This window comes from Candidatus Krumholzibacteriia bacterium (assembly GCA_035649275.1).
GTDB lineage: Bacteria > Krumholzibacteriota > Krumholzibacteriia.
In genome coordinates this window covers 236,688-249,804 of the sequence record DASRJW010000101.1, presented here as the reverse complement: position 1 = coordinate 249,804, position 13,117 = coordinate 236,688, and the positions used below count along the sequence as shown (strand labels likewise).

General features: G+C 66.4%; 12 protein-coding genes and 1 pseudogene. 11 read left to right on the top strand and 2 right to left on the bottom strand.

The features are described from left to right. The first annotated feature begins 30 nt into the window (after positions 1 to 30). From VFE28_10970 to VFE28_10925, 10 genes and pseudogenes are all read left to right on the top strand, one after another. Entirely contained in the window at positions 31 to 483 is a 453-nt protein-coding gene (locus tag VFE28_10970) for a protease complex subunit PrcB family protein (GenBank protein ID HZM16515.1), read from the top strand. Between the two features lie 38 nt (positions 484 to 521). Beyond that, positions 522 to 1,211, top strand: a complete 690-nt coding sequence (locus VFE28_10965) for a hypothetical protein (protein ID HZM16514.1) — start codon at positions 522 to 524, stop codon at positions 1,209 to 1,211. Continuing rightward, positions 1,177 to 3,426 (top strand): protein kinase, encoded by a 2,250-nt coding sequence (locus VFE28_10960; protein ID HZM16513.1) that lies wholly within the window; start codon positions 1,177 to 1,179, stop codon positions 3,424 to 3,426. Before VFE28_10965 ends, VFE28_10960 begins: the two co-directional genes overlap by 35 nt. Then, positions 3,419 to 4,546, top strand: a complete 1,128-nt coding sequence (locus VFE28_10955; GenBank protein HZM16512.1) for a hypothetical protein — start codon at positions 3,419 to 3,421, stop codon at positions 4,544 to 4,546. Before VFE28_10960 ends, VFE28_10955 begins: the two co-directional genes overlap by 8 nt. 100 nt (positions 4,547 to 4,646) lie before the next feature. Further along, positions 4,647 to 6,368 (top strand): M64 family metallopeptidase, encoded by a 1,722-nt coding sequence (locus VFE28_10950; protein HZM16511.1) that lies wholly within the window; start codon positions 4,647 to 4,649, stop codon positions 6,366 to 6,368. A 10-nt stretch (positions 6,369 to 6,378) separates the two neighbouring features. After that, positions 6,379 to 6,603: pseudogene (locus VFE28_10945) on the top strand (VOC family protein). A gap of 311 nt (positions 6,604 to 6,914) precedes the next feature. Beyond that, the gene (locus VFE28_10940) at positions 6,915 to 7,094 is read left to right on the top strand and encodes a hypothetical protein (GenBank protein ID HZM16510.1); all 180 of its coding nucleotides are present in this window, start codon (positions 6,915 to 6,917) and stop codon (positions 7,092 to 7,094) included. A 466-nt stretch (positions 7,095 to 7,560) separates the two neighbouring features. Next, positions 7,561 to 9,006, top strand: coding sequence for a L,D-transpeptidase family protein (locus VFE28_10935; GenBank protein ID HZM16509.1), 1,446 nt, complete (start codon positions 7,561 to 7,563; stop codon positions 9,004 to 9,006). Positions 9,007 to 9,014: 8 nt separating this feature from the next. Beyond that, entirely contained in the window at positions 9,015 to 9,722 is a 708-nt protein-coding gene (locus VFE28_10930; GenBank protein HZM16508.1) for a murein L,D-transpeptidase catalytic domain family protein, read from the top strand. Positions 9,723 to 9,878: 156 nt separating this feature from the next. Continuing rightward, a complete protein-coding gene (locus tag VFE28_10925; protein HZM16507.1) occupies positions 9,879 to 10,439 on the top strand; it encodes an outer membrane beta-barrel protein in 561 nt (186 codons plus the stop codon). 141 nt (positions 10,440 to 10,580) lie between these two features. Here the strand turns inward: VFE28_10925 and VFE28_10920 are convergent, their stop codons facing one another. Then, positions 10,581 to 11,297 carry a hypothetical protein gene (locus VFE28_10920; protein ID HZM16506.1) on the bottom strand — a complete coding sequence of 239 codons (717 nt, stop codon included), beginning with the start codon at positions 11,295 to 11,297 and terminating at the stop codon, positions 10,581 to 10,583. Between the two features lie 390 nt (positions 11,298 to 11,687). On the opposite strand from VFE28_10920, the gene VFE28_10915 reads away from it, so the two are divergent. Then, positions 11,688 to 12,494 carry a choice-of-anchor C family protein gene (locus tag VFE28_10915; GenBank protein ID HZM16505.1) on the top strand — a complete coding sequence of 269 codons (807 nt, stop codon included), beginning with the start codon at positions 11,688 to 11,690 and terminating at the stop codon, positions 12,492 to 12,494. Between the two features lie 3 nt (positions 12,495 to 12,497). On the opposite strand, the gene VFE28_10910 is transcribed toward VFE28_10915, so the two are convergent. Further along, positions 12,498 to 12,992 (bottom strand): hypothetical protein, encoded by a 495-nt coding sequence (locus VFE28_10910; protein HZM16504.1) that lies wholly within the window; start codon positions 12,990 to 12,992, stop codon positions 12,498 to 12,500. Positions 12,993 to 13,117 lie beyond the last annotated feature (125 nt).

The following is a 13,117-nucleotide window of genomic DNA, read 5'->3' as shown; positions in this document are numbered from 1 at the left end:
ATGACGCCCGGCTGCAAGCCGACGGTGCAAATGGCTTCACTGCCTCTCGAGCTGATCGTCCAGGACACCGGCATGAAGCAGGCCGGCAGCGAACCGCAAGCCCCACCATCGTACCGGCTGTTTCACGATGCTGGCGCCTTTGAGAGCTATTGGCAGAGCACCTACGGCTCCGCTCCCCCTCCGGTCGACTTCGCTCGCGAGTTCGTCCTCTGCGTTCACCAGGGCACGAAACCGACCGGCGGCTACGCCATCGCTGCCCGGGAAGTGCAATTCGACGCTGCGCAGCGTCGACTCGACTGTACCCTCGAGCTCACCGAGCCGGCGCCGGACGCCATGCTCATCCAGGCGCTGACGAGCCCTTACGCCATCTATCGCGTTTCGCTGCCCACCGGCCAGCCGTTGCCCGCGACGAAGGTGGAGATCCGTTTCCAACGCGAGCAAGCGGGCGGGAAGGTGCCGGTCCAGCTGCAGCGCATGCAGTAACTCCGGCGGGCAGGATCTGCTAGGATCCGCCCCACGGCATGCGCATCCCAACCCCCATCCGTTCCCTGGCCACAGCGCTCCTCCTCGTCACCCACCCGGCCGTGGCCCGTGCAGCGCAGCTCGTGGGGCACATCGAGCTCGCGGCGCAAGGAGAAGCCTTGCGTTCGGACGAGGTGCGGCACGCCGTCGTCTACTTCAAGCCCAGCACTCCCGTCGAGGTCCAACCGCTGCCGCGACCGAGCGAGATCAGCATGCGCCGCAAAGAGTTCGTGCCCCGCGTCGCCGCTGTCACCGTGGGCAGCACGGTGCGCTTCCCGAACTTCGATCCCATTTTGCACAACGTGTTTTCGGTCTCGGGCGCCAATGCCTTCGACCTCGGCCTCTACCCCGAAGGCGAGGGCAAGGCAGCCACCTTCCGCAGCCCAGGGCTGGTGCGCGTTTTTTGCAACGTGCACCACGACATGGTGGCGTACATCCTCGTGTTGGACACACCCTACTTCGCGTCGCCAGCCGCGGACGGGACCTTCATACTCGCCGATCTACCCGAGAAGGATGGACTGTTCGTCGTCTGGCACGAGCGCGCGGCGCCGTGGTCGCGCGAGCTCCGACCCAGTGCTTCCGACACGCTCGACGTTCGCCTCGAGGTGAGCAAGCCGCTCGTGCCCCTGCATCCTGACAAGAACGGCAAACCCTATGCAAACGCCACCACCGGCAAAGACTACCGCTGACAGCCGGACCGGGCCGTCCCTCGGGACGCGCATCTTCCTGCTCATGGCGGCGGTGATCGGCGTCTCGATCCTGCTTTCGGTGGTCGTCACCGCCATCGGGGCAGCGCGGGTTTCTCGGCGTGCCGTGTTGCGCGCTCTGAACAACAGCCAGTCGGCACTGACCGCCGTGCAGGAACAGCGCCGGCAGTACCTGCGGGGCCTGGCGCGCAGCCTGGCGCGCGATCCCTACCTGACTGCCTATGCCGCCGAGGCGGAAGGCACCGTCTACGACAGCTCGATCCTGCATCTCCTCGAAGACCGCCGGCAGGAATTCGGCTTCGGTTTCGCCATCGTGCTCGATCCCGAGGGGCGTGTTCTCGCCCGCACCGACCGCCCGGGAGCGGCGCCGGAGAACCTCGCCCAGGCGCCGCTTGTGGCCGCTGCACTGCAGCGGGGAGAGGGCGTGGGCATCTGGCAGGAAAACGGCGCGCTCTACGATGCCGTCGCCTTGCCACTGGCGAAGGAGACGACGCTGTTCGGTTTGTTCGTGATCGGCTTTCCGATCGACGACTCGCAGGCCCTCGAGATGAAGCGCCTGAGCGGCACCGATGTCGTCTATCTGGCCCTCGGGGATGCGGAAGCCGCCGTGGTGGCGAGCACTCTCGACGCGCCGAGCCAGACGCAGCTCCTGGCGGCGCTGCGCCGGAAGGGCCTGGCGGGAGGGTCGTCCCTCGCCGCCCATGGGGGAGCGCCGCTCGAGCTCGATGTCGACGGGCACGACTGGATCGCCCTCGTCCGGCCACTGCAGGCCGAGCCATCGCCGGCGGTCGCGATGGCGCTGGCGCCGCTGGACATCGAGCTGCGTGCGTTCCACCAGATCGAGCAGCTCTTGGTAGGGGCTGGAGTGGTCGCCATGCTCCTCGCGCTCGCTCTCTCGTACGGACTCTCGCGCCGCACCTTGCGCCCCGTGCGGCAGCTGGCGGTTGCCGCTGCGGCGGCGCGCCAGGGCGACTACGATCAGCAAGTCGAGGTGAGCGGCAACGACGAGGTGGCTGAGCTGGCGCAAACGTTCAATACCTTGTTGGCGGATCTGCGCGAGAAGCGCGACATGCAGAGCTATATCGAGTCGCTCTCACGCGCGATGCCCGCGCCTCTCACCGAGGCCGTTCACGGTGCGTCCGCGGAGGGCGCCACCTCCACGGAGCCGGCCCTGCCTGTGGCGGGGTCGTCCTCCCCGAAGCCAACCCAGGCAGCGCACGGCGGCGCGCCAGAGCCCGCGGCGCACGGCAGCGCGCCAGCACCCGCGGTGGCCCCGGCACTGGCGACGGGCAGCGGAGCACGGGACCAGGAGCCATCACCGCCGCCGCCACCGCCACCACCACTCGCCGGGCTACAGCCCGGTACCGTGCTGGGGGGACGCTACGAGATCTTGTCCACCCTCGGCACGGGCGGCATGGGCGTCGTTCTCAAAGCCCATGACCGGCATCTCGACGAGATCATCGCTCTCAAGGTCTTGCGCGCCGAAATCGCCCGGGACCAGGAAATGTTGGAGCGACTGAAGAGCGAGCTCAAGTTGGCGCGCAAGATCACGCATCAGAACGTGCTGCGCACCTTCGACTTCTTGGAGCTGAATGGCATCCCTTGCATCTCGATGGAGTATGTCCACGGGAGCACCCTGCGCTCGCTCCTGGCGCGCTCTGGCCGGCTGCCGTACTCTGCGGGACTGCACCTGGCACGGCAGCTCGGAGCAGGGCTCGCTGCCGCCCACGCACAGGACATCATCCACCGCGACATCAAGCCGGAGAACATCATCTTGCAATCGAACGGTAACGCCAAGCTGATGGACTTCGGTCTGGCGCGTCCCGTGGTGCGGCTGGTGCCGGGGATGACACAGGCCGGTTTCGTGGTGGGTACGCCCCATTACGTGGCCCCCGAGCAGCTGACCGGCGCCAACGTAGACCAGCGTGCCGACATCTACGCGAGCGGCGTGCTGCTCTACGAGGTGTTCACTGGCAGGCGACCGTTCCGCGGCGAAGATCCGTACGAAGTCCTGGCGCAGCAGCTGAAGGCGACTCCCACGCCGCCCCGGGTGCACTGGCCCGAAATCCCGGAAGAACTCGAACGCCTCCTGCTCCGCTGTCTCGAACGCGAGCCGGAGCGGCGCTTCTCCCATGGCGCCGACCTGCTGCGCGCGCTCGAGTCGCTGCGTGACGAGCCGAGACGGCGCCATGGGTGAGAGAAGCCGCCGCTTTGGGATCGTCCTCTGCGCTCTGGGCCCGACTTTTTCCCTCTTCAGTGCGGTGCAGGCGCAAGAGCTGCCTGGGATCGGCGGGCCCGACACGCTGCAGGCGGTCGCGAGCGACCGCTGGCACCAGTGGGGAACGCTCGGAGACCTGCGGGTGCGCGGCGATTTCGTGGACGGACTGCCTGGAGGTCGCGAAGTCCAGCGCGGCCGGTCCTTCCTGCGTTTCGGTGCCGCCGTGACGCCGCTCGCAGCGCTCGAACTCGGGACTGCAGGCGAAGCGGCCCTCGGCAGCGATCACAACTCCGAGAATCGAATCAACAACGACAACGAAACGAGCGACGACTTCAATCTCGATCTCCTCTATGGACGCTGGCGTCCGCGCCCGGAGCTCGAGATCAGCGCGGGTCGCAATGCACTCCCGTTCCTGCTCACGCCCCTCACCTGGGACGACGACCTGCGCCCCGATGGCGGCACCATCGCCGCGCGCTTGCCCAGCGGCGATTTCGATGCCTGGAGGCTCGCAGCGGGCTGGCTCGGCGTGCGCAACCTGGCCGAGAGCTGGGCACGGCTCGCGGCGGTGCAGGCTGGGTTCTCGTGGCGCGATGGTGGGCCACGCGGCGCCGACGCACGGCTGGCTTACCTGTACTGGGATCACGTCGACGCGCTCGTGGCTGACGGGCTGGCGCGCACCAACGCCACGCGCAACGCTCGCTTCGTCTCGGACTTCCGCATCCTCGACCTGCAGCTGCGCTGGCGCGCGCAGCTGGGACCGGTGCCGAGCGTCCTCCACGGCGAGTGGGTCGAGAACCTCGGCGCGGACGCGGCGTCCACGGGTGTGCGCGCCGGGCTCGTGCTCGGTGATGTGGGCGCCCATGGCCATGTCCAGGTGCAGTACTTCTATCATCGTACAGAGCAGGATGCCGTGCTCGCTGCCTTCAACGCCGATGATTGGTGGTTTCACTCGCGCCTGCGTGGGCACCGGGGCAGCGTGAGTCTCGCTCTCGGCCGCCGCACGATCCTCGGCATCTCGGGCTCGCTCGAGCGCCGCGATGATCTCGAAACCTGGACGAAGCGGCTCCTGCTCGACCTGCGTGTCGACCTCTCTTCGTGAGGCGCGCAGTGTGCGTTATACTGAGCGTATGTGGCGTCTGGTGTTCCTCTTGCTGTTGGCCTCCCTGCCCGCTCGTGTGGCATTCGGGCGCGAGACGGAGATGCTGACCTTCCGGAGCTCGCTCTTCGGCAAGTCTCTCGCTCCGACCGACGCACCGGTGGTTCTCGTGTTCAGCCTCTACGATGCTGCCTCGGGAGGCAACGTCATTGCCGGCCCCTTCGGACCGCTCTCGGTCGTGCCGAAGGAAGGCGAGCTGGAAACCACCTTCGGGCCGGTCCCTGCCGCCGCTCGCCGCGGCGGTGCGCTCTGGCTCGAGGTGATCCTGGACGGATCCCCGCTCCCGCGCCTGGAGATGGAGGGGGTCTACTACGACGGCCTCGATGAACACGGGGCGCTGACGGGCGGCCGCACCCTCCTGCCGCGACCCGCAGGCCGACCCGAGGCGCATGCACTGGTGCAAGTCACGACGATCCTCGACAATGGTCCGCCATCCAACCGGATCGATCTGGTTTTCGTGGGGGATGGGTACGTCCTGAACGAGCTCGGCAATTACGAGGTGCATTGTCAAACCGCGCTCAATACTCTGCTCGCGCAGGAACCGTTCGTGACCTACCGCAACCTGTTCAACGCCCACCGAGTCGACGTCGTCTCGAACATGTCGGGAGTGGACAACGATCCGGTGGAGGGAATCGACCGCGATACGGCTCTGGACATGGGCTTCTTTTGCTCAGGGATCGAGCGGCTGCTCTGCGTGGATGTCGCCAAAGCGAAGGATTGCGCAGCCGCGGCCCCAGAAGTGGATCAGCTCCTGGCGGTGGCGAATTCCAGCAAATATGGCGGTGCGGGATACACCGGCAGCGACGTCGCCACCTACTCGGGAGGCAACAGCGCCGCTCCCGAGATCGCCATCCACGAAATGGGGCATAGCCTGGGGGAGCTGGCCGACGAGTACGACTACGGAGACGGGACGACGTACGCAGGGCCGGAGCTCGTCGAGCGCAACGTCAGCATTCTCGATGCCGCAGCGATGGCTGCCGCGGGCACGAAGTGGGCGAGCTGGCTCGGCGATCCAGGCTTCGGGTTCGACGGTCTGGTGAGCACCTTCGAGGGCGCTTACTACACCCAGTACGGGATCTACCGACCCACGATCGCCTCCAAGATGCGCGTCTTGGGGCGCCCGTTCAACTTGCCCTCGTGTGAAGGCCTCATCCTGGACTTTTATCAGGCGATTCGGCCGATCGACGGCTCGACACCCACCGGCACAGCGCTCGTCGATCCGCCTCTCGTCTTCGTCGACCCCATCGACCCCGTGGGCCACGAGCTCGAGATTCAGTGGTTCCTCGATGGCGAGCCAATTGCCGGCGCGGCGCAGGAGAGCCTGCAGGTAGCCGCTTACCACTTCCCTCCGGGCCAGCACGCTCTTTCGGTGCGCGTGACGGATCCGACCCCGCTCGTCCGCGACGAGCCGGCGCGCGAAGCATGGATGACCGAGTCGCGCGCCTGGGACCTACAGATCTCGCCGACCAGCGCCACCGGGGAGTTCGCCGCCGGCCAGGGGCGCGTGTCCTTGCAACTCTGGAGCATACCGAACCCATTCCGTCGCGGGACGGTCCTCCATTACGAGCTCCCCGGTCAGTGCCGGGTCGAGATCACGCTGCACGATGCCGCGGGGCGAAGGGTCGCACTGCTCAGGAACGCAGTGGAGTCGGCTGGCCCCCACGCAGTCTCATTCGACGCCCGCAACCTACCTCACGGTCTCTTCTTTTTCCATCTCGATTCGGCCTGTGGCAGCGTGAGCCGGAAGGCGTTGCTCTTGCGGTGAGATTCTACGGATGGACAACGTCCTCATCGTTGTCGACGACCTCAAGGCTGTTACCGCGTTCTTTGTCGAACTTGGTCTGGAGCTGGAGGGCGAGATGACTGTCGAGGGACGGTGGGTAGACCGCGTCGTCGGGCTCGACGGTGTCCGAAACGATATCGCAATGATGCGGACCCTGGACGGCCACGGCCGGCTTGAGCTAGTCAAGTTCCACAGGCCGACGGCAATCAGCGCTGAGCGGCCCGGAGGGCATCATCGTCGCGCTGGCCGAGCAGATCGGCTGAAGCGTTCGACCTACTTCCGTTCTCGCACGCGGAGGCTTTCGTGTTGGCTACGCTTCGTGAATAGTCAGGGCCAGCAGGATGCAATACCTTCTCATTGATTGACTCCAGACAATAGGCGTGCCATTGTTTCCTTTTGGCGATTCAGCAGTGCAAATCATGGCGGCGAGCGGGTAACGCGAAACACTGCATTCGCTCCGGCACGTCCTGTGCTTCACCCGGACTCTGCCTCGACATTCTGTGCACAATCGCCTTGGAAGGAGCAGCCATGAGCTTCGGCGGTATCCGCGCGCTCATCATGATCGCGGTCCTCGTCCTCCTCATCGTCGGCATGAGTCGATTCGACCTGCCGGGATGGATCATCCCCGTGGGTCTTCTCGCCGCTGGGGCAGTCCTGAAGGCCAAGACGAAGAGCACCTCCTCCCCGAAGAGCGCCTCCTCCCAGTGAGTGGCGCTCCGGTCTCTTCGGCGCAAGCGACGTGAGAGGGCGTCGGCGTCGTGGAGTACGCGCCTTGGCGCCGGCGGCGATGACGCCCCGGCACTACGGATGCAGTGCGCCTACCGATGTCCATTCCTCAGGCCCTGACGGCGGGCTTGACCGCGGCCGTTGCCGGCCTCCCAGGTGTTGCGTCGATCGCCGTTCCGATGCCAGAATGCGCCCCCTCGGGGGCGGGGGGGATTCGTCCAGTTCCAGGCGTCCGCGAGTACCGGAACCGGGAGGCCCTCGCATCGGATCGCTGGCTCTCGAACCCACGATTGTCGCTCGTGCTCTCTGCGGTCTCGCGCTCGCGGCGTGTGTCGCAGCCGCAGCCAGCGAGCCGGCGCACGAGTGTCCCACCATCCTGCAGGTACGGGTCGATCAGATACGCAATAGCGCTCCCGTGCAGATCTCGGGTGAGACGATCGCCTCGGTCGTGGTCCTCCCAGACTTCTACGAGCGCCGTGGCTTCCGGCCGGCCTGGACCGAGGCGCAAACGCGAACGGATCTCCTCGCCGCACTGCGCGGGAGCGCCGGCGACGGTCTCGACCCGCGCGACTATCACGTTGCCGCGCTCGACAAGCTGCTGCACTCGTCGTCGAGCCCGGAGAGCGACGCCGATTTCGACATGCTGGCGACGGACGGCGTCATCCGACTCGCCTACCACCTGCGCTTCGGGAAGGTGGACCAGGCCACCGTCGAGCCGGATTGGAAGTTCCTCCCGGACCTGGAGGCGGCGATCAGCGGACCGCCCGCCTTGGTCCTGGAGCGGATGCTGGACGAGCACCGGGTCGCTGCCGTGCTCGATTCCCTGCGGCCCCAGCATCGGATGTACGGCGCCTTGCGGCGCGCGCTCCAGACGTACCGCGACATCGAGGCCGCGGGCGGCTGGAAGAGCCTGCCCGAAGGCCCGACGCTCCGGCCCGGAGAAGAGGATTCCCGCTTGCCGGCGCTACGCCAGCGCCTTGCGGTCGAAGGCGAGACGACCTCACCGCCCCTCGAGTCCACCGCCGTCTACGACTCGGTGCTCGTCACCGCGGTGCGGAATTTCCAGGAGCGGCACGGACTGAACCCCGACGGTGTCCTTGGCAAGGGCACGCTACTGGCGCTCAACGTACCGGTTGCAATCCGTATCTCCCAGCTGCGTTGCTCCCTGGAGCGCGGCCGCCTGCTCCTGCAGGATCTGCCGGCGCGATTCGTGCTCGTGAACATCCCGGGATTTCGCGTCTATTACGTCGACGAGGGTCGCACTCGGTTCGTGTCGAAGGTCATCGTCGGCAAGGCGTTCACGCAGACACCGATTTTTCGCGCGGAGATGACGTACGTCGTGTTGAACCCTTCTTGGACCATACCGCCGGGGATCATGAAGAGCGATGTCATCCCGGGCATGCGGCGGGACCCGCACTACCTGGAGCGCAAGGGATACCAGGAGGTCGGCGGGCAGATCGTGCAGCCCCCCGGGCCGAACAACCCGCTCGGGCGCCTCAAGCTCATGTTCCCGAACCCGCACTCGGTCTACCTGCACGATACGCCGCAAAGGAATCTGTTTGCCGCCGAGGGGCGCACCTTCAGCCATGGTTGCATCCGCGTCGAGGGCATCGTCGATCTCGCCGTTCTGGTGCTGGACGATTCGGTGAACTGGTCGAAGGAGAAAGTGGAAGCGGCGCTCGCGACCGGCCGCACGCAAAACGTGACGTTGAAGCGCCCCATCCCGGTGCTCCTCACCTACTGGACCGCCGTCGTGGGCCCCGGCGACGACTGGCCGCGCTTCTACGACGACGTGTACGGGCGCGACGCGGCCTTCCTCGCCGCCCTCGACCGTCCGTTCCAGTTCCAGCCCCGCGTCGTGTCGCGCGCCGCCGCCGTTTCAGGAGCGAGGTGAAAGCCCCCATGCGCGAAGCCTGGAAGCAGCGCTGCCATGTCTCCCCGGTTCTCGGCCTCCTGGTGGGGATCGTCATGGCTGGAGGCGCGTTCGCCGCCGAGACGCGGGCCGAGCGCCACACACCGCGCGGCAGTTCCCGGAGCGCCCCGGCTCGTTGGGTCGTCCCGGGACTTTCCGACCGCACGCTGGCGCTGGCGCTGCGTGCCCACACGCGCGCCCGGCTGCGGGGCGAGGTCGTGCGGCCGCTCCTCACCATCATCGATTACTCCCTGCCGTCCACCGAGAAGCGCTTGTGGGTGCTCGACCTCGAGCATCGCCAGGTGCTGTTCCACGAGCTCGTCGCCCATGGCCGGGAGAGTGGCGAGAACGAGGCGCGCGTTTTCTCGAACGACGCCGGCAGCCACCAGTCGTCCCTCGGTGTGTTCCGGACCGGTGTGGAGTACGTGGGCGAGCATGGCATCTCGCTTCGTCTCGAAGGGCTGGAGCCTGGCATCAACGACCGCGCCGAGGAACGCGCTATCGTGCTGCATGGGGCCGCCTACGTGAGCGAACAGTTCGCCGCCCGTTACGGCCGCCTCGGGCGCAGCTTCGGCTGTCCCGTGGTGCGCCCGGAGATCGCGGATAGCCTCATCCACACGATCCGCGACGGAACCCTGCTCTACGCTTCGTACCCCGACTCGAACTATGCGACCCATTCCGTCTACATGACCCCTTGAGTGACCACGGGCACGCGACGTGCTGAACCCGACCTACGGAGACAATGGATCCTGGGGGGGCGCCGCCCGCTCAGGAGTTGCCAGCGAAAGCCCACGATCGAGAAGTCTCCTCCCTGGTCGCGGATGGCCAGGGGATCAACGGATCAGGGAGGAATCATGCGCCGGTATGCGCTGCTCCTGACGTTCGCGCTCTGCTCTTTGTGGTGCCAATCTGCAGTGGCACAGGCGGACATAGGTCTGAAGGGTGCCGGGTTCGCCGTCGGCATCGTGAGCCCCGAGGACATGGACGCCACCTTCGGCGTCGGTGCCTTCCTCGACCTGGGCAGCATCGTGCCCAACCTGCACGTGGAACCACGGGTGGACTACTGGTCCAAGTCGGAGGATTTCTTCAGCGGCTCGGTGTCGGTGCGCGACATCGCGATCGGCGCTCGGGCCAAGTACTACTTCCCGATCCCCAACCCCAAGCTCCGGCCCTTCGCCGGCGGCGGCTTGGCCCTCAACCTCCTGAACGTCGAGGTCGAGACGGTCGATCCGTTCACCGGTGGCACCATGACGGGCGATGACTCGTCGAGCAAGGTCGGCCTCGACCTCGGCGGGGGCTTGGCCACGCCGCTCGGCCCGCGCACGACGTTCTTGACCGAAGTCTGGTACGGCATCGTGAGCGACTTCAGCCACATCACGCTCCGCGTCGGCCTCATGCAAGCCTTTGGTCCGTGATCAGCGCGGATCCTACACGCCGGCGGATCGGGGTTGTCCCGATCCGCCGGTGATGCAACCGGCATTGATCCTCCAGTGACGGGAAACGGCGAGACCCCGGCCGCAGCGAGGCTCCGGCCGGGGTCGCCTTGGCTGCAGGCCCTACGGCGTGGTGACATCCGTAGGTACTTCGTAGAAGCGCAACTGCACGAGCTTGAGCCCGAGGTTGTCGTACTCCCAGTAGTAACCCTGCAGCCGGTTGTCGAACAGGGGGACGCGGTCCACGATGCCGTCGCCGTCGAGGTCGACGAACACGTACAGGAGCTCGCGAGAGTAGTTCTCGAAGGTCTGCTTGCCCTTGTCCCGCACCATGACCATCGAGTAGATGCTGCACCATTCCTCCCCCGTCGTGGGGTCCGTGGCGCAGGTCGACATCGATCCCGAGCCGCCCGGCTTGCCGAGCGCGCGCGCGAACACCGAGTAATCCGTGATGCCGTTGTTGTCTGGATCCGGATTGGGCAGGGTGAAGGAGGCGGTGCCGTCCGTCCCGTTGGCGTCGATCACACCGTACTCGCCTGGGCCCAGGAGGATCCTCGTTCGCCCATCGAGGGTGATGAAGATCCGATGCCCCTCGTTCCCGCTCATGTCGGCAGTTTTCGTCTTCGGCACACCGATCAGGTTCAAGTTGTAATGGGCGCCTGGCGGGGCACCGTTGCCCGTGCCGGCCACCACGGCCTCGGCGGCCGCCCGGGCCTTCTCGAACGCCGCCATGTCGATGGGTTCCTCGGCCGGACCGTTGTTCGTCGGGCTCTGCAGGCAGCCCCACGCAGCAACGAGACCCGTCATCAGTCCGAATAGAGCAAGACTTCCCCGCCTCATCCCCGCACTCCTTCGCGAGAGACCTCATGGTCTCGTTCTTCGGTTCCGTTGATTTGTTGCGGCGGAAAGTGCATCAAACGTACCACGCAGCGACATTGCGGCGAATGGGCCTGCATGATTCGCCGAGGTTCTCCTTCAATTCGCTGCGCAGGAGTACGGATCGTTTCGTCGCGACCCATGAGGAGGCGTCGTGCACCGGTAGCGGGCCCATTCCGCAACGGTGCGCGTGGACTGCAGCGCGAAGGGATTTGCTGAGGTTGTCGTCCTGGGCGCGCCGGAGTAGAATGCTGGCAGACCCCACTTCGGGCGGCCCCGCGCCGGGCCGGAACGAAAAACGCGCGCCCAGGGGGATGGGTCATGAACCACTCTCGACGTTTGTTCTCGCTGTGCATGCTCGCGGCGCTGGCCGTTTCGCCATTGGCAGCCGAAACCACGGACAACGCGAGCTTCGAGTCGGGACCCGATCCGGGCGAGGCCATGACGGTTCCCATCGGGTCCGTCGCCGTCAGCGGCTGGGTGGTGACGCGCAACCCCATCGAATATGTCGGCACGCGCTGGAACGCCGCCGACGGGGTGCGGAGCGTCGCTCTCAACGGGTCGGCGCCGGGCGGCATCGCGCAGACGCTGTCCACGGAGCCCGGCCGGGTGTACACCGTCCACTTCTTCATGGGCGGGGACGCTTTCTCGAACCCCATTCTCAAGCACATGCGCGTCGCGGCGGCCGGCCAGACGCAGGACTACGAATTCAATGCAGAGCACGCGTGGCCCTGGGGGATGGGTTGGCTGGAGAAGACCTTCGTGTTCACCGCGGGCACCACCTCGACGACGCTCGAGTTTTACAGCCTCGACGTCGGTGACACCGGCCCGGTCCTCGACAACGTCACGCTCGAGACGCCGGTCGACGCGCCGCTCCATGGCCGGAACGAAATCAGCCTCGGGGCGCCCACCCCCAACCCGGCGCAACAGGCCTTCTCGCTCGAGCTCGCACTGCCGACGGACACGCCGATACGGCTCAGCGTCTGGGACGTACGCGGGCGTGAGGTGGGCGTGATGGCCACAGGACCCCGTCGTGCCGGGCACACCATCGAGCGGTGGGATGGCATCATCGCGGGTCGGCCTGCTCCCTCCGGGCTCTACATCGTCCGGCTGGAAGCGCCCGGCGTGACCTTGGTGCGGAAGGCCGTGCTCTCGCGCTGAACCCTACGGTGCAGCGGGTTTCTGCAGACTGGTGACCGAGACGGGGATCGGCCCTGCGCTCAGGATCTCGTGCGGCCCGTGCCACGCTTCCACCGTCAGGTTCGTCGTCCCCACTTGCTTGCCAAAAAGATGAAATGCCGTTTGCACCCCAGGATCCTGCGAGGCGCTCGCCACCGTCGTGTCGGCGACGGAAACGATCAAGAAGTTGTCCACGCAAGAGTCAGGAATGACGAAGTGGGTGCTGTCCGGGCTCAGGAAGATCACTTCGATGTCGTGGAGCAAGGCGCTGACGCGTGTCTCGAGTTGGCCCTGGACGGCGCCGTCCCAGGTGTTGGCACGGAGCGTCCCCTGCGTTTCGAGAACCAGGCCACGCGCTTCGACATGGCCGCAGAGCTCGTCGTGGTGCTCATGGTTTTGGGGTGGTAGTGGGTCATCTTCGCAAGAAAAGACCCAGAGGAAACTGGCCAGCAAGCCCAGGAGCAAGCGTCGTCGCGGCAACCCCTCCACACGAATCCGACGGCTGTTGTGCAATGTTGTACCCCCAGATCGAATCGAAATGATACCGGACCGCTGCGAGCGAGACAAGATCCCGCCGCCCGAGTGGGCGCGGATGCTCTTGACCG

Bases quoted from the DNA above. Each gene is read 5' to 3' on its own strand.
- VFE28_10970 (HZM16515.1), top strand. From the start codon at position 31: ATGGCTTCACTGCCTCTCGAGCTGATCGTCCAGGACACCGGCATGAAG.
- VFE28_10965 (HZM16514.1), top strand. From the start codon at position 522: ATGCGCATCCCAACCCCCATCCGTTCCCTGGCCACAGCGCTCCTCCTC.
- VFE28_10960 (HZM16513.1), top strand. From the start codon at position 1,177: ATGCAAACGCCACCACCGGCAAAGACTACCGCTGACAGCCGGACCGGG.
- VFE28_10955 (HZM16512.1), top strand. From the start codon at position 3,419: ATGGGTGAGAGAAGCCGCCGCTTTGGGATCGTCCTCTGCGCTCTGGGC.
- VFE28_10950 (HZM16511.1), top strand. From the start codon at position 4,647: ATGCTGACCTTCCGGAGCTCGCTCTTCGGCAAGTCTCTCGCTCCGACC.
- VFE28_10940 (HZM16510.1), top strand. From the start codon at position 6,915: ATGAGCTTCGGCGGTATCCGCGCGCTCATCATGATCGCGGTCCTCGTC.
- VFE28_10930 (HZM16508.1), top strand. From the start codon at position 9,015: ATGCGCGAAGCCTGGAAGCAGCGCTGCCATGTCTCCCCGGTTCTCGGC.
- VFE28_10925 (HZM16507.1), top strand. From the start codon at position 9,879: ATGCGCCGGTATGCGCTGCTCCTGACGTTCGCGCTCTGCTCTTTGTGG.
- VFE28_10920 (HZM16506.1), bottom strand. From the start codon at position 11,297: ATGAGGCGGGGAAGTCTTGCTCTATTCGGACTGATGACGGGTCTCGTT.
- VFE28_10915 (HZM16505.1), top strand. From the start codon at position 11,688: ATGCTCGCGGCGCTGGCCGTTTCGCCATTGGCAGCCGAAACCACGGAC.